Origin of the sequence: Streptomyces sp. CA-106110 (assembly GCF_050936285.1) — a bacterium.
In the GTDB taxonomy this organism is placed as follows: domain Bacteria; phylum Actinomycetota; class Actinomycetes; order Streptomycetales; family Streptomycetaceae; genus Streptomyces.
Genome location: NZ_JBNJNB010000001.1, coordinates 11,400,176 through 11,421,799, shown reverse-complemented (window position 1 = coordinate 11,421,799; position 21,624 = coordinate 11,400,176). Strand labels below are relative to the sequence as shown.

At 68.9% G+C, this 21,624-nt stretch carries 18 protein-coding genes and 7 pseudogenes; 12 read left to right on the top strand and 13 right to left on the bottom strand.

Going from position 1 to position 21,624, the window contains the following annotated elements; translation table 11 throughout:
• Position 1: 1 nt before the first annotated feature.
• Positions 2-394, bottom strand: a complete 393-nt coding sequence (locus ACQEXA_RS52735) for a roadblock/LC7 domain-containing protein (RefSeq protein ID WP_359407142.1) — start codon at positions 392-394, stop codon at positions 2-4.
• Positions 395-470: 76 nt separating this feature from the next.
• On the bottom strand, positions 471-2,012 hold the full coding sequence (locus ACQEXA_RS52730) for a sensor histidine kinase (protein ID WP_433133641.1): 1,542 nt from the start codon (positions 2,010-2,012) through the stop codon (positions 471-473).
• A 331-nt stretch (positions 2,013-2,343) separates the two neighbouring features.
• On the opposite strand from ACQEXA_RS52730, the pseudogene ACQEXA_RS52725 reads away from it, so the two are divergent.
• The 3 genes and pseudogenes from ACQEXA_RS52725 to ACQEXA_RS52715 form a co-directional block, all read left to right on the top strand.
• A pseudogene (locus ACQEXA_RS52725) lies at positions 2,344-2,397 on the top strand (hypothetical protein); the annotation flags it as partial.
• 242 nt (positions 2,398-2,639) lie between these two features.
• On the top strand, positions 2,640-2,837 hold the full coding sequence (locus ACQEXA_RS52720; RefSeq protein WP_432922067.1) for a hypothetical protein: 198 nt from the start codon (positions 2,640-2,642) through the stop codon (positions 2,835-2,837).
• 202 nt (positions 2,838-3,039) lie between these two features.
• The gene (locus tag ACQEXA_RS52715) at positions 3,040-4,116 is read left to right on the top strand and encodes a fatty acid desaturase family protein (protein WP_432922070.1); all 1,077 of its coding nucleotides are present in this window, start codon (positions 3,040-3,042) and stop codon (positions 4,114-4,116) included.
• Positions 4,117-4,224: 108 nt separating this feature from the next.
• Here ACQEXA_RS52715 and ACQEXA_RS52710 read toward each other — a convergent pair.
• Positions 4,225-4,417: pseudogene (locus ACQEXA_RS52710) on the bottom strand (ISAzo13 family transposase); the annotation flags it as partial.
• A 23-nt stretch (positions 4,418-4,440) separates the two neighbouring features.
• Positions 4,441-5,229: a GntR family transcriptional regulator gene (locus tag ACQEXA_RS52705; protein WP_432922072.1), complete on the bottom strand. Its 789-nt coding sequence runs from the start codon at positions 5,227-5,229 to the stop codon at positions 4,441-4,443.
• Positions 5,230-5,379: 150 nt separating this feature from the next.
• Here ACQEXA_RS52705 and ACQEXA_RS52700 point away from each other — a divergent pair, with 150 nt between their 5' ends.
• From ACQEXA_RS52700 to ACQEXA_RS52680, 5 genes are all read left to right on the top strand, one after another.
• A complete protein-coding gene (locus tag ACQEXA_RS52700) occupies positions 5,380-6,672 on the top strand; it encodes a D-tagatose-bisphosphate aldolase, class II, non-catalytic subunit (RefSeq protein ID WP_432922075.1) in 1,293 nt (430 codons plus the stop codon).
• On the top strand, positions 6,669-7,841 hold the full coding sequence (locus tag ACQEXA_RS52695) for an SIS domain-containing protein (RefSeq protein WP_432922078.1): 1,173 nt from the start codon (positions 6,669-6,671) through the stop codon (positions 7,839-7,841). The genes ACQEXA_RS52700 and ACQEXA_RS52695 overlap by 4 nt, the downstream gene beginning before the upstream one ends.
• Positions 7,842-7,875: 34 nt before the next feature.
• Positions 7,876-8,886, top strand: coding sequence for an N-acetylglucosamine kinase (locus ACQEXA_RS52690; RefSeq protein WP_432922080.1), 1,011 nt, complete (start codon positions 7,876-7,878; stop codon positions 8,884-8,886).
• Positions 8,873-9,802, top strand: a complete 930-nt coding sequence (locus ACQEXA_RS52685; protein ID WP_432922083.1) for a DMT family transporter — start codon at positions 8,873-8,875, stop codon at positions 9,800-9,802. The genes ACQEXA_RS52690 and ACQEXA_RS52685 overlap by 14 nt, the downstream gene beginning before the upstream one ends.
• Positions 9,803-9,900: 98 nt before the next feature.
• On the top strand, positions 9,901-10,749 hold the full coding sequence (locus ACQEXA_RS52680) for a class II fructose-bisphosphate aldolase (RefSeq protein ID WP_432922086.1): 849 nt from the start codon (positions 9,901-9,903) through the stop codon (positions 10,747-10,749).
• Positions 10,750-11,322: 573 nt separating this feature from the next.
• Here the strand turns inward: ACQEXA_RS52680 and ACQEXA_RS52675 are convergent.
• From ACQEXA_RS52675 to ACQEXA_RS52660, 4 genes and pseudogenes are all read right to left on the bottom strand, one after another.
• A pseudogene (locus ACQEXA_RS52675) lies at positions 11,323-11,941 on the bottom strand (ISL3 family transposase); the annotation flags it as partial.
• Positions 11,937-12,206: pseudogene (locus ACQEXA_RS52670) on the bottom strand (galactose oxidase early set domain-containing protein); the annotation flags it as partial. The pseudogenes ACQEXA_RS52675 and ACQEXA_RS52670, both read right to left, overlap by 5 nt.
• A gap of 138 nt (positions 12,207-12,344) precedes the next feature.
• Positions 12,345-12,404 (bottom strand): annotated as a pseudogene (locus ACQEXA_RS52665) (hypothetical protein); the annotation flags it as partial.
• The gene (locus tag ACQEXA_RS52660) at positions 12,401-13,192 is read right to left on the bottom strand and encodes a TetR/AcrR family transcriptional regulator (protein WP_432922092.1); all 792 of its coding nucleotides are present in this window, start codon (positions 13,190-13,192) and stop codon (positions 12,401-12,403) included. The pseudogene ACQEXA_RS52665 and the gene ACQEXA_RS52660, both read right to left, overlap by 4 nt.
• A 139-nt stretch (positions 13,193-13,331) precedes the next feature.
• On the opposite strand from ACQEXA_RS52660, the gene ACQEXA_RS52655 reads away from it, so the two are divergent.
• Positions 13,332-14,303 carry an NAD-dependent epimerase/dehydratase family protein gene (locus ACQEXA_RS52655; RefSeq protein ID WP_432922095.1) on the top strand — a complete coding sequence of 324 codons (972 nt, stop codon included), beginning with the start codon at positions 13,332-13,334 and terminating at the stop codon, positions 14,301-14,303.
• Here the strand turns inward: ACQEXA_RS52655 and ACQEXA_RS52650 are convergent.
• Positions 14,278-14,520, bottom strand: coding sequence for a hypothetical protein (locus ACQEXA_RS52650; RefSeq protein ID WP_432922098.1), 243 nt, complete (start codon positions 14,518-14,520; stop codon positions 14,278-14,280). The two genes, ACQEXA_RS52655 and ACQEXA_RS52650, sit on opposite strands and share 26 nt — an antisense overlap.
• Before the next feature lie 147 nt (positions 14,521-14,667).
• Positions 14,668-14,949 (bottom strand): HU family DNA-binding protein, encoded by a 282-nt coding sequence (locus tag ACQEXA_RS52645; RefSeq protein WP_433133639.1) that lies wholly within the window; start codon positions 14,947-14,949, stop codon positions 14,668-14,670.
• 424 nt (positions 14,950-15,373) lie between these two features.
• Between ACQEXA_RS52645 and ACQEXA_RS52640 the strand changes: the two are divergent.
• Both ACQEXA_RS52640 and ACQEXA_RS52635 read left to right on the top strand, forming a co-directional pair.
• A pseudogene (locus tag ACQEXA_RS52640) lies at positions 15,374-15,634 on the top strand (M24 family metallopeptidase); the annotation flags it as partial.
• Positions 15,635-15,658: 24 nt separating this feature from the next.
• Positions 15,659-15,763 (top strand): annotated as a pseudogene (locus ACQEXA_RS52635) (transposase); the annotation flags it as partial.
• Positions 15,764-15,975: 212 nt separating this feature from the next.
• Here the strand turns inward: ACQEXA_RS52635 and ACQEXA_RS52630 are convergent.
• The 3 genes from ACQEXA_RS52630 to ACQEXA_RS52620 form a co-directional block, all read right to left on the bottom strand.
• Positions 15,976-18,411 carry a SpoIIE family protein phosphatase gene (locus ACQEXA_RS52630; RefSeq protein WP_433133637.1) on the bottom strand — a complete coding sequence of 812 codons (2,436 nt, stop codon included), beginning with the start codon at positions 18,409-18,411 and terminating at the stop codon, positions 15,976-15,978.
• Between the two features lie 218 nt (positions 18,412-18,629).
• On the bottom strand, positions 18,630-20,333 hold the full coding sequence (locus tag ACQEXA_RS52625; protein WP_433129969.1) for an IS1634 family transposase: 1,704 nt from the start codon (positions 20,331-20,333) through the stop codon (positions 18,630-18,632).
• 376 nt (positions 20,334-20,709) lie between these two features.
• Entirely contained in the window at positions 20,710-21,072 is a 363-nt protein-coding gene (locus tag ACQEXA_RS52620; RefSeq protein WP_433133635.1) for a PIN domain-containing protein, read from the bottom strand.
• Positions 21,073-21,115: 43 nt separating this feature from the next.
• Between ACQEXA_RS52620 and ACQEXA_RS52615 the strand changes: the two genes are divergently transcribed.
• On the top strand, positions 21,116-21,499 hold the full coding sequence (locus ACQEXA_RS52615; RefSeq protein WP_433133633.1) for a transposase family protein: 384 nt from the start codon (positions 21,116-21,118) through the stop codon (positions 21,497-21,499).
• Positions 21,500-21,624 lie beyond the last annotated feature (125 nt).

The following is a 21,624-nucleotide window of genomic DNA, read 5'->3' as shown; positions in this document are numbered from 1 at the left end:
GTTACCCCACCGGGTGCCGGGGCGGCGTGGCCAGGTGCGGTCGTACGCTCTTCACCAGCATCCCCATCTCGTAGCCCAGTACCGCCGCGTCCGCGTCGCGTCCGGCCAGCACGGCCAGGACGGCGCCGTGGCCGGCGGCCGAGACGAACAGCAGCGAGGTGCTGAGCTCGGTCACTATCTGCCGCACGTCACCGCCGTCGTCGAAGTGCCGACCCGCGCTGCGTGCCAATGAGTACAACCCGCTGGCGAGCGCGGCCAACTGGTCCGCGGCGTCCTGTTCGAGGCCCTCCGCTGCCTTCACCAGCCCGTCCGCGGACAGCAACAAGGCGCTTCGGGTGTGCGGCACCCGGTTCACCAGACCCGTCAACAGCCAGGAAAGGTCTTCGCTCACCACGATGGTGTTCTCCACTTCGGCAGAAGGAAACGGCTTGCTGAAACGCGGCCCCGGGCGTTCAGGGCAGCCTCGGCTGTCAGGGCCTCTGCGCTTCCTCGGCCCTGCGCAGCCCGGTCTGGAACGCGGCCATCAGGCCGGGGTCATGGGCGAGGTCCTCGTCGGCACCGGCGGCCCGGACCGGGTGCGGCCGTTCGGCGGCAGGGTCCCCGCGCCGCCGCTGAGGCAGCCGCGGACGGTCGCTCTCGCCGCCAACGGCCGCCGGGACAAACCGAGATCCGGAATCGGACATGTGCGGATCCGCAACGACACTCGGCACGCTCGCCCGGGGGTCCGCCGCCTCGGGCTCCGCTTCCTGCGGCTCAGAGGCCGGGCTGATGTGATGCGCGGGCGTGGGAGCAGCCGGCTGCGGGCCGAGCAGTACCCTGGGCAGCACCATGACGGCCTGCGTGCCGCCGTAGACATTGCTCTGCAACTGCACAGCGATGTCGTGCCGCTGGGCCAGGACGGACACCACATACAGGCCGATCCTGCCGTCCAGCAGCAGCTCGCCCAAAGCGACCTCGCCGGGTGCGCCAAGGACGGTGTTCAGCTGGCTGCGCTCGTCCGAGGACATGCCCAGGCCCCGGTCCTCGACCTCGATGGCCACTCCCGCGGCGACGGGCTCCACCCGCACATGCACGGTGGTCTGCGGCGCTGAGAAGACCGTCGCGTTCTCCAGCAGCTCGGCCAGCAAATGGACGACGTCGACCACGGCATGGCCGCTGACCGTTCCCTCGATGGGCGGGACCAGCTTGACCCGGGCGTACTGGTCGATCTCGGCGACGGCGGAACGCAGCACGTCGGTCAGTCCGACGGGGCGAGTCCACTGGCGGTGGGCGTTCGCGCCGCCGAGCACGGCCAGGTTCTCGGCATAACGGCGGATCCGGGTGGACAGGTGGTCCACCCGGAACAGTCCCTTGAGCAGGTCCGGGTCCTCGACCTCGTTCTCCAGGCTGTCCAGCAGACCGATCTCGCGGTGCACCAGGGACTCCAGCCGGCGCGCCAGGTTGGCGAACACCTCGAACTGCTCCAGCCGGGAGCCGTCATCCCCACCGACTGCACGGGCGGCGAACTCCTGCAGGGCCGCCTCCGTCTCAAGCCGGGTGGCGGAGATCTCGAACCGAAGGCGGGAGAGCTCGTCCGGGCCACTTGGCGGCGGCAGTTCCGGCCGGCGCAGCACAGGATGCTCTCCGGCCCGCAACCGGCGGCACAGGGACTCCAGTTCGGCCCTGCCTTCGGCCGTGGTGCGGGTCAACTCGGCCAGCTCGGCACTGCTCCGGTCGGCCGCACGAGTCAGCTCGGCCCAGTGCGCGGTGACGGCTCGCGCCTGCGCCGAAGCACGTATCCCCGCGATCCCGGCCGCCATGATGCCGATGAGCATCGCACCGCCGGACACCGCGCCCTGGCTCACGCCGTCCAGGTGGCCATCGCGGACCAGCACGGTGGCCGCCGCGCCGGCCACGGCGACAACGCCCGATGGCAGCACGGATCCCAGCACCAGACGCCGCTGCAGTTTCGCTCCCGACCCGGCCGTCACACGGGAGGTCACGGGCGACGCCGGCCGGTCGTCCGGAGGCATGGAAAGATCAGGCATAGCAGTCCCCGGACGGTCCGACGATCGGGCAGAGCGCGCACGCTACCGCGCGTCAGGACCTTGGTGTCAGCCCCTTGCGCGTACGAAATCGAACCGTTGTCCTCAACGTGCCTGCCCGCAGTCCATCCTGGCACCCCAACAGCAGTTCGTGTGCTGACCTGCGTTGGCGGTAGCAGCGGCCGGTGGCAGCCTGCCCGTGCCGTCTCCGGGCCAACTTGTCGGCCCGCTGTCCCGTCGGCAGACCATGGACACGAGCACGGCAGGGCGCACGTGACGCAGAGCCACACCGAAGTCCTTCGGCTCCGGCCGCACGGCGATCGGATCCGACGGAAAGGTACGGCCGTGCGCCCTCTCCCGCTTCCTGCACCCGGCCGGGAACGTCAGGCGCACGCCGCTCGCCCAGGCCCTCGAAGGCGACACGTGGGCCGCGCCGGTCTCGGCAATCCCCAGGCGCCGCGCCCGGGCCGGCTGCACGCCCGATGAGGACTCGTGTATGCCCTCGCCGGGTGACGTCTCGCATGCAGACCGGACGGAGACGGCCTGCAACCCGGACAAGGACGGCTCGGACTGCTCCCCGGGCCGAAACGCCTGCCTGCAGCCCCGCCTACTGAGATGGTGGATGCCATCGAGTGGGAGGCCCACGCGCGGCACCTGGCCACCGCTGTGGTCCGGCCCGAGTCACGCTGGCACGAGCCACTCGCCACGCCACCGCGGCATCTGTTCGTGCCCACCTGGTGGGCGCAGGGCACGCAAGGCTGGGAGCGGCGCGACGGGCCGGCCGATCCCGAGGCGTGGATGCGGGTGGCCTGAAGCGCGTACTCCGCTCGCCCTTCGCGCGGCCGGACCTGAACCCGCACGACCGGAACCGGAAACCGTCCCGGCGTACGCAGCCGATGCCGGCGACCGGCACAGGGTGGGGACAACCCCCTGAGATGGAGGGGGCCCGGCCCCCCACGAGGCCTACGGCTGACAGGCTGGTGGCGGTAGGAGGGCTGTAGCCAGACTCGCCTGCATGACGATTTCCTCCCACACCACGGTCACGGCGGGCCCGGCCCCCGTGCGGCCCCGCAGACCCCGCCCCGACACCGGCAGCGACTTCGCCCGGCTGTCGCAGCGCATCACCGAGGCGGGTCTCCTGCGGCGGCGCCCCGGTTACTACACGGTGCGGCTCGGCCTGGTGATCGGGCTGCTGGCGGGGGGCTGGGCGGCCTTCGTCGCGCTGGGCGACACGTGGTGGCAGCTCGCGGTCGCCGCCTTCCTGGCTCTGATGTTCGGTCAAGTCGCTTTGGTGGCACACGACTTGGCGCACCGGCAGGTGTTCCGGAAGCGCCGCGCGAGCGCGATCTGGGGTCGGCTCTTCGGCAACCTCGGCATCGGCATGAGTTACGGCTGGTGGATGAACAAGCACACCCGTCACCACGCCAACCCCAACCACGAGGAGCTCGACCCCGATGTCGCCCCGGACATCCTGGTCTGGTCTACCGAGCAGGCCCGCAACAGTAGTGGTCTGGCCCGATTCATTGGAGGCCACCAGGCGTTCTTGTTCTTCCCGCTGCTGACGCTGGAGGGCTTCAACCTGCACGTAGCGAGCGTGCGGGCGCTACGCTCACCGTCGATGAAGAACCGCCTGCTGGAGGGCACACTGCTTTTCCTGCACTTGGCGGCTTACGTGTCCGCGCTGTTCCTGGTGCTTTCTCCCGGCAAGGCCGTGGCGTTCCTCGCCGTGCACCAGTGCCTGTTCGGTGTGTATCTCGGCTGCACGTTCGCCCCGAACCACAAGGGCATGCCCACTTTCACCGGCGACGACCGCCCCGACTTCCTGCGCCGTCAGGTCCTGACCTCCCGCAACGTGCGGGGCGGCCGGCTCACCGACGTGATGCTCGGTGGGCTCAACTACCAGATCGAGCATCACCTGTTCCCGAGCATGCCCACTCCTCATCTGCGGAGGGCCCAGGTCGTCGTACGTGCGTACTGCGCGGAACTCGACGTGCCGTACCACGAAACCAGGCTGATCCAGTCCTACCGCGAGGCACTCACCCACCTGCACCGAGTGGGCGAGCCCATCAGACGTCGACGCAAGGCGTCGTGACGGCGGGACCACACGCGGGGCCGCCGGGGGACGTCGACCTCAATCCATGGCGCCCTCGACGATCGACCAGACGGCAGAAGGTTCTCCGCAGGGTCGGTCGTCGGCGGCGCCGCGCTCGTCGGGCTTGACCAACTCCAACAGCGTGGACCGCAGACCTGGGCCGAGTTCTGTCGCCGTCTTCCGGCCTCCGCCCGGCGTACTCGTCCAACCGGTCCTGATCGGATTCTGGTTCAGCCACACCACGCGAGACCGTGCCCTCCTGGGCTCCGGCAGCACGGGTGGCGAGTCTGATCCCGCCATGCCAGGGGACGGGACGTGGCGAGTTCACCCCGTGATCGAGGCCCGGAAGTGGTACCGGTCGCCGCGGTACACCGCTGCGGTGAGTTCCAGTGGCTGGGCGTTCTGGTTGAAGGCGAGCTGGGTGGCGACCAGGACGGGGGTCGCATCGGTGATCTCCAGCAGGTTGCGCTCCTCCTCGGTGGGATGCCGGGCTTCCACGGAGTAGTCGGCGACCTTGGGCAGTTGGGGTGGGTCGGCGCGGCGGAGGGTGGCGAAGAGGGTGTCCTTGGTGAAGTCGGTTTCTGCCAGTTGCGGACACAGCCCGAGGGGCAGCCGGTTGTGCTCCAGGACGATGACGATGTCATCCAAGTATCGCAGTCGGCGCATCTCGAAGAGCGCCGCCCCCGGGCCGACGCGCAGCAGCTCGGACTCTTGGACCGTGGCTGCCCGGACCCTGGATTCCAGGACTTCGTCCCGGAGTTGGAAACCGTGTTGGTCGGCGTAGTCGGCGAAGCCTTGCACTGACTGGCCGCCCCCGGGAGCGGACGATGGCCGGGAGGCTGGTACTGCGCGTTCGTAGCCCTGAGCGAGGAACCATCCTCGGGCCGGCGAGGACTCGATGACGTCGCGCTCCGCCAGTTCGTTCAGGGCGCTGCGCAGCGTGACGCGTGAGACCCCGTACCGGGCGGCGAGCGATCGTTCGGACGGCAGGCGGTCCCCAGGTCGGGCGCCGTTGGCGGCGATGTCGTCCAGAAGGCGTCCTGCGATCTGGGAGTACAGGGGCAGGGAGTCGGTGCCCAGCAGGCCCTGGGGGAGAGCGTTGTCCGATGGCATACCAGATGTATACCAGTTGAATTAAGGCCAGTTCAATACCAGATTGAGACCATTGACGACCAAGACGCATACCAATAGCATTCCGGAGACGTTTCCGGAGGCATGCGTACCGTTTCGGGCCGCGCTCTTCGGCGAACCTTGGAGCGGATCATGTGGAACCCCTTGGACGAAGTGGTGCGACGCCAGAAGGCAGGTGAGCCGCACGGCATCACCTCTGTGTGCTCGGCCCACCCGCTGGTCATCGAGGCATCCGTACGCCAGGCGCTCGCCTCGGGAGGCACCCTCCTGGTGGAGGCGACCTCCAACCAGGTCGACCAGTACGGCGGGTACACCGGCATGCGGCCGGAGGACTTCCGCGAGCTGGTTCACGGCATAGCCACCGAGCACGGCCTGCCGCTGGACCGGGTCGTCCTCGGCGGTGACCACCTGGGACCCAACCGGTGGCGCTCGCTGCCGCCGCAGGAGGCGATGGCCGAGGCGGACGCCCTCGTCGCGGCGTACGTCCGGGCGGGTTTCACGAAGATCCACCTCGACTGCAGCTTCTCCTGCGCCGGCGACCCCGTACCGTTGACCGACGACGTGGTCGCCGAGCGCACCGCCCGCCTGGTGCGGGTGGCCGAGGAGACCGCGGGCGGCTCCGCCGGCGCCCTGCGCTACGTCATCGGCACCGAGGTGCCGGTGCCGGGAGGGGCCCACGAGACCCTGGAGGACATGGCGGCCACCAGCCCCCCGGCCGCACACCTGACCCTGGAGCGCAACCGGGACGCGTTCGCGGCGCACCACGTCGCCGAGGCCTGGCCCCGTGTGATGGCCCTGGTCGTGCAGCCGGGTGTCGAATTCGACCACCTTCAGGTGTTCGACTACCGGCGCGAGCGGACGACCGAGCTGCGTGAGGTCCTGGCGGGCGAGCCGAACATGGTCTTCGAGGCCCACTCGACGGACTACCAGACAGTCGACGGGCTGGCCGCCCTGGTGGAGGACCACTGGGCCGTACTCAAGGTGGGGCCCGGGCTGACGTTCGCGCTGCGCGAGGCCCTGTTCGCACTGGCTGCCATCGAGGACGAGCTCGTTGTCCCCGGGGCGCGCTCCGGAATCACCGATGTGGTCGACCGCCGGATGCGCGACGAGCCCTCCTGGTGGTCGGGGTACTACGGAGGAGACGCCGCCGAGCAGCGGCTGGCCAGGCGATACAGCTACAGCGACCGCATGCGCTACTACTGGCCGGACCCCGAGATAGCCGCCGCGCAGGACCGCCTGTTCGCCAACCTCTCGGCCCTGGACATGCCCCTTCCCCTTTTGAGCGCCCACCTGCCCGACCAGTACCGGCGGGTTCGGACCGGCGCTCTGACCGCGAAGCCTCGGGACCTGGTCGTCGACCGGATCCGAGACGTCCTGCGCGACTACGACCGCGCATGCCGTGTTCAAGACAAGGAGTACGTGTGACCACCTCCACCCACAACGCGATGCCCCAGGGCGGCGGGGCCGACCACACGGTCGCGGAGATCACCCAGCAGCCCTCGGTATGGCGTGAGGTCGGTGTGATCGTCGCCGACGGGCGGGACCGTCTGGACACATTCCTCAAACCGCTGCTCGCCGAGAAGGAACTGCGAATCGTCCTGACCGGAGCCGGTACCTCGGCGTTCGCCGGGGAGGTCGTCCGGTCGGCGATAGCGCAGGCCACCGGCCGGCGCGTGGACGCGGTGTCCACCACCGACATCGTCGCTGACCCCTACGCCTCCTTCCCGTACGACGTCCCCACGCTGCTCGTGTCCTTCGCGCGTTCCGGGGACAGCCCCGAGAGCGTCGCGGCCACCCGGCTCGCCGAGCAGGTCCTGACCCGCGTGAACCACCTCGTCATCACCTGCAACAGCGCCGGACACCTGGCCCGGACGCACGGCGAGAACCCCGCGTCCCACGTCCTGCTCATGCCGGCCGCGGCCAACGACCAGGGCTTCGCCATGACGTCGAGCTTCACCAGCATGCTGCTGGCGTCCCTGCTCGCCTTCGGTGCGCTGGACAACGACGGCATCGAGGCACCGGCCGCGGCGGCCGAGCACATCACCGCAGGAGGTCTGGACCAGGCCATCGACGCCCTGCTGGCCCGCCGTCCCGAACGGCTGGTCTACCTCGGCAGCAGCAGCGCGCTGAAGGGCCTGGCCCAGGAGTCCGCGCTGAAGCTGCTGGAGCTGACCGGGGGCGCACTCGTCGCGTCCTCGGAGTCCTCACTCGGCTTCCGCCACGGCCCCAAGTCGGTGCTGAACAACCGCACGGCCGTCGTCGTGTACGTATCCAACGACCCTTACACGCGCCGCTACGACCTCGACATCATCACCGAACTGCGCGCGGGCCTCGCGCCCGGCAGCGTCGTGGCCGTCACCGCGTCGCCCCACGGATTGCCCGGGGACGACACCTGGCTGCTGCCCGGGCTCGCCGGCGCCGACGACGCCGCCCTCGCCCTGCCCGCCGTGGTCACCGCGCAGCTCATCGCACTGCGTTCCTCCATGGCCCGCGGCATCCGGCCCGACAACCCGTTCCCCTCGGGAGAGGTGAACCGCGTGGTGCAGGGCGTGACCGTGCACCCGCTCCCCGAGCGACGGAACGACGTCGCGTAACAGCATCCAGAGAAAGCCGAGCGGAGGAACAACGATGTTTCTGGGTGTGGACGGCGGAGGCACGAAGACAGCTTTCTGCCTGATCGACAGCGCGGGCACCATCCGGGCCCGAGCGCTCGGAGAGGGCGCCTACTATTTCGCAGACAACGCCACCGGTGGCGTCGATCACGTCGTACGGGTCCTCGAACAGGGGATCGGGGCCGTGACCAAGGCCGCGGGCATCACACCCGCGGACATCGACCACGCGTTCCTGGGCCTGCCCGGTTACGGAGAGGTCCCCGGCGACGTCGCCGCGCTGGACGCCGCCCCCGGCCGGGTACTGGGGCACCAGCGCTACGCGAGCGACAACGACATGATCTGCGGCTGGGCTGGTTCGCTCGGCGCGGTGGACGGCATCAACGTGATCAGCGGCACCGGCTCGATGACCTACGGCGAGCGGCAGGGCCACGGCGTCCGCACCGGCGGCTGGAGCGAACTGTTCAGCGACGAGGGATCAGCGTACTGGATCGCCGCCCGGGCACTGAACGTGTTCTCCCGGATGAGCGACGGCCGGTCGCCCGAGGGCCCTCTCGCGGAACTGCTGCGCCGGCACCTCGGGCTGACCTCGGACCTCGAGGTGATCGACGTCGTACTCAACCGCTGGCAGGGACACCGCAGCGAGATCGCCTCACTGACCCCTCTGGTGGTCGAGGCGGCCGAAGCGGGCGACACGGAGGCCGCCGCCATCCTCACAGAGGCCGGCAGGGAACTGGCCCTGCTGGTGGACAGTGCCCGACGCCGCCTGAGCTTCTCCCCCGACGAGACCGTCCTCGTCTCCTACTCCGGCGGCGTCTTCCGCTCGGCCCGCGTGCTCGACGCGTTCACCACCGCGCTCAAGAGCAGCGCGGTCGAGTACGAACTGCGCCAACCCTTGTTCGAACCGGTGGTGGGCGCCGCGATCTACGCTGCCAAGCTCGCCGGCACCCCTCTCGACACCGAGGCACTGGCCACCCTGCGCTCCAGCTCGAACATAACCACCACGGAGGACAACCATGACGACGCGTGACAAACGAACCTGGATCCTCTACGCGGGCCTGCTGGTGCTGTTCTGGGGCGTCTGGGGAGCGTTCTCCAGTCAGCCGACCGAGCGCTACGGCTATCCGGACGAGATGATCTACGTCATCTGGGCCTTCACCATGCTCGTCCCGGCCGCGGTCGCACTGCGCCGGGAAAGGTTCGACCGCCGCCCGATCGCCGCGGTGTACGGGCTCGCGGCCGGACTCACCGGAGCCGGCGGTCAACTCCTGCTGTTCCAGGCGCTGTCCGATGGTCCCGCGTACCTGATCTTCCCCGTGGTCTCCCTCTCCCCCGTGATCACCGTCCTGATGGCCGTGGCACTGCTCCGGGAGCGGATCGGGAAGCTCGCCGTCATCGGAGTGATCGCCGCGCTGATCGCCATCGTACTGATCAGCATCCCCGCGGGCGCGGGCGGCTCGGTCAGCACCGGGTCCTGGCTGCTGTTGGCTGTCCTCATTTGCGTGGCCTGGGGAGCGCAGGCGTTCTTCATGCGAAAGGCCGCCCTCGCCGGCGTCAACGACGCGACGACGTTCGGTTGGATGACCATCAGCGGACTGCTCCTCGTCCCTGTCGCCATTCTCATGATGGGCGGGCTGCCCGACGCGCCCTGGCAGGCCCCGGCGCTCACCGCCGGCACCCAGATCCTCAACGCCGTGGGCGCACTGTTCCTCGTCATGGCGCTCAGCCGCGGCAAGGCCAGCGTCGTCGCACCGATCACCAACGCCCTGGCGCCCGTCCTGACGATCGTGCTGTCGCTGGTGGTCTATCAGACCCTGCCGACGATATGGGCGACGATCGGCATCGTGCTCGCCCTCGGCGGATCGACGCTGATGGTCTACGCCGACGAGAAGCGCGAGGAGATCCCCCAGGCCCTGGAGCCGTCGACATCGGCCGTCGGCTCATAATCCCCGCCGCACTCCTGCAGCTTGGACCTGGCCCGCCCCAAGGGCGGGCCAGGTCGCTCCCCCACTGCAAGCCGAGCCCCCGTACGAGGAGTACGCACATGTCCTTGGTCCCCACCGGAGACCTCGTTGCCCGGGCCGCCGCCCACCACGGTTGCGTCACCGCCTTCAACGTCATCACCCTGGAGCACGCCGAGGGCATCGTGACGGGCGCCGAGGCCGCCGACCGGCCGGTGATCCTGCAGATCAGCGAGAACGCTGTGCGGTACCACGGTGGACGGCTCACTCCCCTCGCACTGGCGGCGTCCTCCATAGCGCAGACGGCAACGGTCGACGTCGCCCTCCACCTCGACCACGTCACCGACGTGGACCTGCTGCACCAAGCGGCCGACACCGGCTTCTCCTCGGTGATGTTCGACGCCGGGGCACTGCCCTACGCCGACAACCTCGCCGCCACCGCCTCAGCGGCACGGTGGGCACACGAAGCGGGCCTCTGGATCGAGGCTGAACTGGGGTACGTGGGCGGCAAGCCCGGCTCCCCCGCCAGTGCGCACACCGAGGGAGTGCGCACGGACCCGGCGGAAGCCGCCGACTACGTGGCGCGTACCGGTGTGGACGCCCTGGCAGTCGCGGTCGGCAGCAGCCACGCGATGACCGAGCGGTCGGCGGCCCTGGACCACACACTCATCGCACGCCTTCGGGAAGCTGTTCCGGTCCCGTTGGTGCTGCACGGATCATCCGGAGTTCCCGATGCAGAACTCCGCGCCGCGGTCCTGGCTGGCATGGTAAAGATCAACATCGGGACAGCGCTCAACATCTCGTTGACCCATACCGTCCGCGATGTGCTGCTCAGGGAGCCAGCGCTGACGGACCCGCGCAAATACCTCGGCCCCGCCCGCGACGCCGTGGTGACCACCGTGCGAGACGTCCTCACCGTACTGGCGATCTGACCACGACACACCCGCGGCCCTCACGTTCCGCCCACGTTCAACACCCCCGTCAGAAATCATGTCCCGAGCAGGTAGGAGGGCGCCCAGGTCTCGGGAAGGCCAGCTTCTTCAGCCCCTGGCATCAGCCCTTGATGCGGTGTCCCTAAGGTCTGGCCACGGCGCAGTGTGGCCAGACCGTCTGGCGTGTGAGCTGTGCGGCGTGGCCTGTGTTCCCCTGTTCCATGCCGTCGTCGGCGTGGACGCTCGTGCCGCTTCTGCCGGGTTTGCAGGAGCGGGAGCATGCTCAGTCGGTGTGGCGTTGGGTGGGGTCGAGTCGGCTGAGGACGGCGCGTACCAGGTCGCGACTGTGGGCGGAGCAGGGTGCTGTGGCGGCCGTACACACGCTCGAAGCCGTCTGCGATCAACTGCCCTTCGTCCCAGGTCTCAGCCACACGGGCTGCCGCTCGACCGCCGCCTCTTCTTGCCTCAACTCAACGTCCTGCTCAAGCACTTGACGTATCTCCCTTGATCGGCAGATCCGCCGTTAGTTTGGCCCTGGCTCACATTCGGTGGTGGCGAAGCGTGAGGTCGTCTGAGGAGAGTGCGGTGACGTAGGAGCGTGAAGCGTGCCCGCCCATACATTTGCCTCGCGATGAGCTTGGTGTTGGTGTTCACGCCTTCGGTCGGTCCGTTGCTGTATGGGGGAGTGAGCGCGGCGATGACGGCATCGCGGTCTCGGTCCGGGCCCCGGGTGAAGGCGTGCAGATGGGGCAGGTCGACTGCGCGGACCTGGGCCGTCCAGCGCGGGAGGGTGTCGGCATTTGCTGGGTGTGGTGTCAGGAGCTGCGCGAAGTCCCTGACGTGGGTGGCCAGTTGAGTCATCTCGGTGCAGGCGGCGGTGAGCCGGGCCAGAAGATCTTGGTGTTCGGCCTTGAGGTTGTCGGGCCTGGTGAGCAGCATCCGGGCGAGTCTGCGTGCCGAGATGTGACTGCGGTCGGCATCCGCACGGCCTTGGTTGATGTACTTGTGCAGGAGGTTGAGGCAGCACGTGAAGCCGAGGGGCCTTGGTCTCTTCGAAGAGGTGCGGGACGGGGACGGCGGGGTCTTCGACCCGGCGTTTACGCAGGTGCTCGCGGTAGGGATCGACAAGGCTGGCACGGTACTTGGGAACGTGGAGCATTCGTTCCGGGGGACGGGATGTCCGCGCCGGCCGAAGCCGTGGAGCGCAGCGCGGTGGCGCTTGCCTGAGCGTCCAGGTGGACCCACTTCGCCACCGAGGGCACGCCGTTGGCGTCGACCGCGAAGAGCATGTACCAGCCGGGCGGGGCCAGATTCGGGTTGCTGGTGACGTTGAGGTCAATGGTGGTGCCGTTGACGGTCATCGGCAGGTCGATGAAGGGCTGGTTGGGGTCGGAGGAGTGGGTGACTGCGGCCGGGCGGATCAGTTCGGCTCTGGCGATGGTGCGGTCGACGGTGATCAGCGGCCTGAGCCCAGCCCCCCGGATCCCCACGACACCCTGACATGCCGTCAAGCGATGACATCCTCGCCAACGTGACAACGCCGCCCCGGACGGTGTACGCCGGGCCAGCGCGGCGCCGCCTTCGCGCTCGAGAGACTTGATCTGCTGGCTGGGCGAGGGTGCGCTGAGCCGCAACCGCTGTGCCGCTCTCGTCAGATTCCCCTCCTCGGCGACCGTGCAGAAGGATCTGAGCTGTCGATGTTCCACAATCTCCCGTCGCCAGTTGTTGGGCCCGTGTCGAGCCCGGCGAGGTCGGCCATTGCGAGGATCTGGTGCTCGAAGTAGTCCCGACGCGCGTCAATCAAGTTGTCGAGTCGGCCGAAGACCTCGAAGGTGACCAGGCCGAAGAGCTGCGTCCACAGGGTGAAGGCAATGGCGATGACCGACTCGGGCGCCGGGTCGGTCCAAGCGGGCTTCGGTTTTGGCGACTGGCTCAGCAGTCGGCGCAGGTCCGCGGCGGTCGCCGCGGGCAGCGGTCGGGGCGGGACCGTCGGGCGCAGCCCGCGTTCGGCGGCGTCGAACAGGATGCCGATCAGTGTCACCACGACCCCCGAGGCCGGGCCGACCATCTCGGGCGGCGCCGCGTAGCCCGGAACCGGGCTGCCGTAGATGAGGGCGTACTCGGCGGGGTGGTTGAGAGCCCACGAGCGCACCCCGTGGCTGAGCGCCAGGAACCGTGCCCGCAGGTCGTCGCGGGGCGCGGCGGCTTCGGTGGCCTTTGCGCTCGCCGCCAGTGCAGCGTAGGCGTCCGTGATCAGCGCGGTCAGCAGGGAGTCGCGGCTTGGGAAGTAGCGGTATAGCGCCGACGGAACCAGGCCGGCATCTCGCGCGACCGCGCGCAGGGACAGGTTTGCACCCTCTGTGGCCAGGTGCCGCTTCGCGATGGCGCGGATCTCCTCGGCCGTCTCGGCGCGGATCCGCGCGCGCAGTGATGGCACCGACATGACGACATTCTCGCACAGGTGCGAGAACGGCCAACCGAAGAGAGAACAGTGTTCTTGACAATCTGGTCGACGGCGACAGAATCAATCGCGAGAACACTGTTCTCTGAACGAAACGCCGTGCATCCTCGGAGGTAGGGCCATGTCTTTGCACGTCATTGTCGGTGCCGGACCGGTCGGGTCGGCCACCGCGCGCCTGCTCGCTGGCCGGGGCGAACAGGTCCGCGTGGTGACGCGGCGCGGGACCGGCCCCGACCATCCCGCCGTCGAGCGGGTGGCCGCCGACGCCACCGACGCGTCAACCCTCGCCCGCCTGTGCGCCGGGGCGGCGGCGTTGTACAACTGCGCGAGCCCGCCCTACAACCGGTGGCCTACCCACTGGCCGCCGCTGGCCGCGGCATTCCTCGACGCGAGTCGAGGCAGCGGCGCCGTGCTCGTCAGCACCAGCAACGTCTATGGCTACGGCCCGATGGACGGCGCGATGACAGAACAGCATCCGCTGCGGGCGACCGGCATGAAGGCCCGCGTCCGGGCGAAGATGTGGACTGACGCGCTGGCCGCGCACGACGCCGGCGAACTGCGCACCGCGGACGTGCGCTCGTCGGACTATCTCGGCGCGGGTACCCAGTCGATGCTCACGATGGCCATCCTGCCCAAGGCGCTGGCGGGAGCGCGCGTGCGCGTGCCCGCAGATCTGGACGCGCCGCACAGCTGGACCTACGTCGGCGACGTCGCCCGCACGCTGGTCGCCGTCGCGGCCGACGAGAACGCCTGGGGCCGGGCCTGGCACGTGCCAAGCGCCGCCCCGGTGTCCCTACGCGACCTCACCGCCCGCGCGTGCGAGCTGGCCGACGCACCCACGCCCCAGCTGTCCGTCATGCCGACGGCAGTGCTCTGGCTCGGCGGACTGGGCAACCCACTGGTCCGTGAGCTGCGTGAGACGCAGTACCAGGTCCGTCGGCCGTTCGTGCTGGACTCCTCTGCCGCGACCGCGGCCTTCGGCATCCAGCCCGTCCCGCTCGACGTGGCTCTGCGCGAGACCATCGCGGGACTGCGCGACGGCTCAGTCGCGCGCACCGATTCTTCGGCTACGGCGTCTGAGGAAGTCCGGTGAGCCGGGCGCTCTCGTTCCACAGCCGATCACAGCATTCGGCATCGGTGGTGTGCGGCGCGGTCTCCACCTGCTTGCGCTTAACGAAGAACCGTGACCCCTCGACGTCCGGCGAGGTCGCCACCCATGCGAGCGTATTGGCCCCGGTGTCGGGGCCCGGCGAGAGTGGGCTCAGTACCGAGCTCAGGATCGTCAGCGCGCCCCGGGTGTCCCGGCCCAAGTCCCGTTCCCTTGATGGCGCCCGGATGCGCGCCGTTCACCGCGATCCGGGTCTCGGCGAGCCGCCGGACGAGGCCGTAGACGACCATGGCGCTCATGTTCTTGCTGTGGCCGTAGCACGCGGACGGACGCAGGCCGTTAAGCCGGACTACTCGCCTTTGGCGGCTACCTTGAGCTTGCTGCCCGCGGAGACCTTCACGCTGTAGCCGGCCGGAATGTCGATGGGCTCGCCGGTCTGCGGGTTGCGGGCGGTGCGAGCGGCACGGTGGGTGCGCTCGAAGGTCAGGAAGCCGGGGATGACGACCTTCTCGTCGCCGTTGGCGACGACGTCGCCGACGGTCTCGGCGAACGCGGCCAGCACGGCGTCGGCGTCCTTGCGGGTCACCTCGGCGCGCTCGGCGAGCGCTGCCACCAGTTCACTGCGGTTCATGGAGTACTCCGTATCTGTGCATCGTCCCCGCCGCGCGGCGGGGACAGGTTTCAGGCAATCCTGTCACTGGCCTCTGACATTGACTCGTTCCGCCCTCGATGCCGTCCCCTCCAGGGGCATGGTGCGTGGGGTCACGGGACGCTGGAGTGTGTCTGGCGTGCGAGAGGGGTTGCGAGGCCGACTTGTCGGCCCGGAAGAGTGCCGCGATGGCAATGGCGTCGGTGATCGCGCTGCCGGCACTCTGCTCGGCCTGGGCGAAGGTGACCCGTCGGACGCGGCGGATGCCTTCTGCGCGCCCGCCCCGGCCGACCTTGTCGATGTTGGCGGCGTACAGCCGGACCGCCTGTCCCAGCATTGCGGTGTCGGGATGGAGCACGCCCATGTCGATGACATCGCGGACCCGCGCGCCGATCTCTTCCCTCCTGCCGACCCGGACGTCACTGGCGCGTGGCTGTACGTCGAGGTCGAGCCGCTCGCGAAGGAGGCTGGGTGGGAGCTGGGCGGCTGGCACGCCGCGCACCTGGTCGGCGAGTTCCCGCACGAGGAGATCGACGGGGCCGACGAGGAGCCATATATCACCCCCGCCAACGACACCCCGCTACGCCGCACCGACAAGGCAGGCCGCCCCTGCCACTGGATCCTGGGGATCCATCTCGTCGATGAGCCAAGGGAGTTCGGCGGCTTCCCGAGGAGCTGCGCACAGCTACACGGTTGGCGCGGGGTCCAGCTGGTCATGTCCAATGTCCACGCCGGTCTGGTGGACGCGAACGGCGCGGTGCTGCCGGGCGCCTCGTGGCAGCGATGTCGCACGCACTGAAATGCCCGGCGGCCCAGTCCGTGGACCGGGCGGTGGCCGTGGCGGCTCAGCGGAGAGCCAGTCAGCGTGTTCTCACAGGAAGAGGCACGGGCTGCGCGAGCTCCTCGGTAGCCGAGCAGCCCGGAGAGCAACCCGCGTAAAACGCCACCAAGAGCCTGGTGGACCGCATGGCCATACGCTCGGCTCCAGCGCGGGGACCGGAGCACACCCTATGACGTGAAGAGTCCGTCTGCGAAGAGGTCTGGCAGCCTGCCGGGCCCTGCGGGCACCTCAGTCCAGATCGTCTTTCCCGCGGAGGTGTATCGCGTCCCCCACCGCTCCGTCAGCTGCGCGACAAGAAACAGGCCACGGCCGCCTTCCTCATCGTTGGTAGCTCGCCGCAGGTGCGGGGAGGTGTGGCCGCCGTCGGAGACCTCGCATACCAGGCCTTCATCACGGATGAGCCTGAGATGCACCGGAGCATCACCGTAGCGGATCGCGTTGGTGACCAATTCGCTGACCACAAGTTCGACGACGAACGCCGAGTCCTCGTACCCCCATGCAGCCAGCTGGGCGCATGCCAGGGCGCGCGCCTGGGCGACCTCACTGGCGTCGGAGGCAATGTGCCACGTGGCCACCCGGTCGGCGGGCACGGCGTGAAGGCGCACCAGCAGCAGAGCCGCATCGTCGTCCGGCGCGGAAGGCAGAAGGACTGACATCGCCTCGTCGCACACCTGGTCCAACGGGCGAGCAGGCCGGGACAGAATTTCACACAACTGTTTGATTCTGATGTCGATGTCACCGTCCCGCCTCTCGACCAGCCCGTCCGTGAACAGGGCCAGGAGACCGCCTTCCGGGACAACAAATTCGGTGGTCTCGAACGGCAGTCCGCCCAGGCCCAACAGTGGGCCGGCAGGCAACGGAAGCAACTCCGCCCGCCCGTCCGGGGTGACGAGAACGGGGGGAACATGACCAGCGCGCGCCATGACGCAGTGTCGCGAAACTGGGTCGTACACGGCGTAGAGGCAGGAGACGCCCACTACCTGGGAGCCGAGGCGGCCAACCACGTCATCCAGCCTCGAGAGCACCTCGTCAGGTGCCAAATCGAGCGTGGCCAGTGCCTGGACCGTGGTGCGCAACCGCCCCATGGTGGCTGCCGCGTCGAGGCCGTGACCCGCCACGTCCCCAACGACCAGGCCGACCCGGGTGCCGGACAGAGGAATGACGTCGTACCAGTCCCCACCCACACCCGCAGGCCCAGCAGCCGGTGCGTAACGGTGGGCCACCTCCACACCCGTCGGCTCAGGGATGTGTTCGGGAAGCAGATTGCGCTGCAATGTGAGAGCGATCATGTGCTCACGGAGGAAACGGCGGGCATTGTCCACACAGACCGCCATCCTGGAGACGAGCTCCTCCGCCAGCGCGATCTCCTCGCCATCGAACTCGCTCGGTCCGTTCCGCGCGAGCAGTACCAGACCGAGCACCGTGTCCCGGGCGCATACCGGCACCAGGAGTTCTCCGGCCGTGATACCCCCAACCGGAACGCCACGGGCGAGGCAACGCATCCGCACGGAATCCAGCGGACTCACAGGGGGTTCGCCGCTCACAGAGCGCTCTGCTATCCGCCGCAGCCCAGACCGTTCTGTATCGCCCCAGGTGCCGGGCTCCTCTCCGTCCAGAACCCGCTCGTAAAGCTCCACCGCAACCGCGTCCGCGAATTCCGGGACGACCAGGTCGGCCAGCTCCTCGGCGGTCCGGCGGATGTCCAGACTGCGGCCGATCCTGCCGCCGGCCTTGCTGAGCAAGTCGAGACGCTGCTGCGCCACATACCTGTCTGTGATCTCGAAAGACGCCTCGAAAGCACCGATCGGCCGCCCCTTTTCGTCATTCAGGCGGAAGTAGGAGCAGGACCAGATGCTCGGACGGTGCGGATTGCGGGGTGTGGGGCTGCGGAAGCGGGCGTCGATCACCGGCTGTCCAGTGCGCACTACCCCCCGGATCAGGTCATCCTCGTCCGCGGGCTCGTCCGGCGCCAGCAACTCCCCTTCCGGCAGGATCTCCCGCCAGAACCTGCCGAGCACCTCTTCCGGTGGTATACCCAACTGCTCTTCGATCGCCGTATTGATCCACCTCACCCGCGCTTCGGCGTCGTAGACCGTCAGCAGGATCGGCGCCTGACGATGGAACCCTGTGAGCATCGCGTGATCGACCGCCCACCAGCGCATTTGCTCCACGCTGACCGCCCAGACCAGCCAGGCCGCCCCGGAGTCGCCGTGCGCCAGCGGATTGAGGGTCACCGCAACCGTCGCGGTCCCTCCATCACGGTGGCGAACCGTCCGGGTGCCACTCCGGGTCTCCCCCTCCGGGATCAGCAGCTGATCCGAGCGGAACAGAGGTCGTCCCCCGGCGCCCTCGCCGAGGACGGCGTCGGCCCTGCGCCCCAGCGCCTCCTCAGGTACGAGCCCGAACAATTCCGCCGCCGCGGGGCTCCATCCGATGACCGTCCCCGAGGCGTCGAGCACCGCCGTCGCGACGCTGGTGACACTGAAGAAGCGACCGCGACCGGGTATGGATACCGGACTTTCCGAGCTCACATAAGACTCCACCCACCGGCGCAGGCCGAGCCCCGCCGCTGTGAAACCAACGTACGCCGCCGCCCACACCACGCCAACTCGGTCTGATCCTGGCCGGCGGCCTCGGCCACGTGCGTGGCACCGAGCCGCGGAAGAGATCCCTAAGACCTGCGTTCCGCGTAATTCAGCGGCCTGGACCCGGGTTCGACAGTTACGGGTCGTGCCTAGGACACGAAAGTGCGGCCTGACCTGCGGGAACGCGTGGGGGCGCGCTGAAGGCGCGTGTCACTAGGCGCGGGTGTTCGTGCTGGTCAGCGCGTTGCGGTGAGTTCGATGACCTTCTTGGGCACGGGGAGGTTGAGGGCGGTGAGGATGTCGCGCTGGGGCTTGGTGGGCTCGGAGGTCTGGCGGTAGGTGCCGGCGGGTCCGGTGAAGGTGGCGGCCTGCAGGCGCTGGAGTTCGGCGCGCAGACGGTTCCAGGTCTGGCCGGTGGCGTTCTCGGCGACGCGGATCAGCAACAGGGCGAGCCAGCACAGCAGGACGTGGGCGCGGATGCGGTCCTCGCGGCGATGGTAGACCGGGCGCAGGTCCAGGAGTTGCTTCATGTCCCTCCAGCCTCGTTCCACCTCAAGAAGCTGCTTGTATCCCAGGGCGATGTCCTCGGTGGACAGTTCTGGGTCGGAGGACCGCAGCAGGTACTTGCCGTCGAGCTTCTCCTCTGCGGCGATCTTCTTCTTGTCGATGCGCAGGAGGCCGCCGGGGGTGGTCCGCAGGTACCGCTTCATCCCTGGTTTGGTGGACAACTGCCCGGCCAGGTGGGCGCGTTCGGCCGCGTTCAGCTTGTCGGTGCCGGTGATGGCCTCTTCGAGTTGGGTGACCAGGCGGGCGCGGATGGCGGCGTCGCGGGTGGCCTGATCGGGGTTGAAGCAGATGATGTACCGGTCGTCGGAGCCGATGTTGACTTCCTTGACCTGCATGTTGTCGCGGACGGTCGCGTAGCGGCCGGGGCGGGCGAGGGCGGCCTTGACCTCGGCGGAGCCGGAGCGGAGCTTCTCGCCGATGATGTAGCCGCCGCCTCCTTGCATGAGCGCGCGGCGGTTGGCGGCGGAGGTGAAGCCGCGGTCGGCGACCCACACGACGCGGGAGAGGGACCACTCGCGCAGGTCGCGTTTGACCTGGCGGATCAGGTCGCTGTCCGCGGTCGAACCGGGCCATGACCACACGCGCACCGGGATGCCGTCGCGGGTGACGGCCATGCCGACGACGACCTGGGGCAGGTCGTCGCGGGAGTCCTTGGACTTCCCGAAGGCGCGGAACCCCCGTTCCTTGTCGATGAGTTCGGGGTCCGCGTCCTCGGGCAGGCGGCGGCCGTCGGCGTCGCGGGGGACGGGTTCGTCGGCGTCCTCGGTCTCGAAGTAGGTGCTGGTGGTGTCGAAGAACAGCAGGTCCACTTCCAGGTTGAGCAGGTCGGTGACCTGGAAGTACGCCTCCTTGGCCAAGGCCGGTTCTATCTGGAGCAGCCAGTCCATGGCCCGGTAGCAGGACTGTTCGTCGATGGCGGGCAGGCCCTCGATGTGGACATCGTGGCTGATCCAGTCGGTGGCGGCGAGCTTGCTGGAGGCGTCCAGGGCCCGGTTGGCGACCAGTGCGAACAGCACCCGCTCCACGCGTGGGTCCAGGCGGCGGCCGGTTAGCTGGCGGCGCATCACCTGGTCCAGGCCGAGCCGGTGCCACAGTCCGTCCAGGACGTGGGTGCCGCCGAGCGGGCGGGCCTCGGTGAAGGCGAGTTCGGCCGGGCCGGTCAGCGCGGCGGCGCGGGCCGGGTCCAGCAGCCGGGTCAGCGCGGTGACCAGACGCTCGATGGCGTCGCGGTCGATCTCGTCCTCGCGGCCGAAGGAGTGCAGCACCTTGGTACGCGACACCCCCGCGGCCGGGTCCCACTCGTTGTGGGCGAGCTGGAGGTACCGCACCACTTGCCCGGACTTGTTCCTCCGCGAGGACGTACGCACATACACGTGGCTAGACGATACACACTTGTTCGCAGGTCAACGCAGTGTGATCACGCGAATCGTGTCACTAGGGCTTTCACGGGTCTCGCGACCCGGAGACCGTCCTGACCTGCACCTTCATTCGATCCCGTGCCCAAAACCGGCCCACAACTGTCGAACCCGGGCTGGAGTCATAGATCTGGGGTGTGCCCTACGCGGACATGGGTGAGGGCGTCTGAGAGGCGTTTCTCTAGGCGCTGGTGTTCGTGCTGGTCAGCGGAGTGCGGGTTCGAGGGCGATGATCTGCTTCGGTGGGGGATGCCGAGCTTGGCCAGGAGGTCGGTCTGGGTCGCTGTCACGTCCTGCGCGAGTTCGAAGACTTCTACAACTCCCATCGGCCTCATCAGGGCATCGCGAACGCCCGGCCGCTGCACCCCTTGCCTGAGCCGGGAGGCAGCCCCCTGTACATGCGCCTGTCAGTCGACACTGCCCGGGTGACCACCCAGCGGTGCGACTGCCGGGTGAGAGAGGCGATCATCTCGAAGTCCCCGTCGTAGTGGAGTACCACAGCACCGTGACGCTCCGCGGTTGCCGAGATCAGCAGGTCGGCCATAGACGTTGCGCGGTGGAACCCTGCTTGCAAGGCGAGTTGCTGGACCTCGAGGGCCCGATCCCATACCTCGTCGACGCAGTGCAGGTAGTCGAAGGCGCCCAGGAAACCGGCCAGGCGTGCAGCTTCCGCCTTGTCGCGGGCACTGTGCATCATCTCGATGCCTTTGGGGGCGCCTCGGTGTACAGCCGTGGAGGCCATGCACGTGCTCGACGTGACCCGCGATCCCAACGTTGGCCGTGGACAGGGTCTGGTGGTGCTGGACGTCGAGTCCGACGCCGATCTGACCGGCTGTCCGTACTGCGGGGCGGTCGCGGTCGGCCGCGGCCGGCACGTCCAGGTCCTGCACGATGCCCCGTACTTCGGCACACCGGTGCGGGTGCCGTGGCGCAAGCGGATCTGGCGCTGCCCCGAACCCTCGTGTCGTCGAGGGACCCGGACCGAGGAGCACGACTTCGCGCCGCCGCGGGCGTTTGGAACGGCTCTGGAGCAGCTGCACGCGGTCACGGTGCGGGACCACCAAGGACTGCGGCCGCGAAGTCGTCTGTGCTCCGCCGCCAGTCTGGGTAGCCTTCGTGGATGAGGATTCTTGAAATTCCCCATCCATGCTCAGACCGTTCACCAGACCTGCTCTTGCTCCCCACCTCGCGGGGTGGGGGATGCCGGTGAAGCGGCCCGCCTGGTGAGAGAGCGAGTGTTCAGGGGGTG

Coding starts and splice junctions, on each gene's coding strand:
- ACQEXA_RS52730 (WP_433133641.1), bottom strand. CDS start 2,012: ATGCCTCCGGACGACCGGCCGGCGTCGCCCGTGACCTCCCGTGTGACG.
- ACQEXA_RS52720 (WP_432922067.1), top strand. CDS start 2,640: ATGGTGGATGCCATCGAGTGGGAGGCCCACGCGCGGCACCTGGCCACC.
- ACQEXA_RS52715 (WP_432922070.1), top strand. CDS start 3,040: ATGACGATTTCCTCCCACACCACGGTCACGGCGGGCCCGGCCCCCGTG.
- ACQEXA_RS52705 (WP_432922072.1), bottom strand. CDS start 5,229: ATGCCATCGGACAACGCTCTCCCCCAGGGCCTGCTGGGCACCGACTCC.
- ACQEXA_RS52700 (WP_432922075.1), top strand. CDS start 5,380: ATGTGGAACCCCTTGGACGAAGTGGTGCGACGCCAGAAGGCAGGTGAG.
- ACQEXA_RS52690 (WP_432922080.1), top strand. CDS start 7,876: ATGTTTCTGGGTGTGGACGGCGGAGGCACGAAGACAGCTTTCTGCCTG.
- ACQEXA_RS52685 (WP_432922083.1), top strand. CDS start 8,873: ATGACGACGCGTGACAAACGAACCTGGATCCTCTACGCGGGCCTGCTG.
- ACQEXA_RS52680 (WP_432922086.1), top strand. CDS start 9,901: ATGTCCTTGGTCCCCACCGGAGACCTCGTTGCCCGGGCCGCCGCCCAC.
- ACQEXA_RS52660 (WP_432922092.1), bottom strand. CDS start 13,192: ATGTCGGTGCCATCACTGCGCGCGCGGATCCGCGCCGAGACGGCCGAG.
- ACQEXA_RS52655 (WP_432922095.1), top strand. CDS start 13,332: ATGTCTTTGCACGTCATTGTCGGTGCCGGACCGGTCGGGTCGGCCACC.
- ACQEXA_RS52645 (WP_433133639.1), bottom strand. CDS start 14,949: ATGAACCGCAGTGAACTGGTGGCAGCGCTCGCCGAGCGCGCCGAGGTG.
- ACQEXA_RS52620 (WP_433133635.1), bottom strand. CDS start 21,072: ATGATGCACAGTGCCCGCGACAAGGCGGAAGCTGCACGCCTGGCCGGT.
- ACQEXA_RS52615 (WP_433133633.1), top strand. CDS start 21,116: ATGCACGTGCTCGACGTGACCCGCGATCCCAACGTTGGCCGTGGACAG.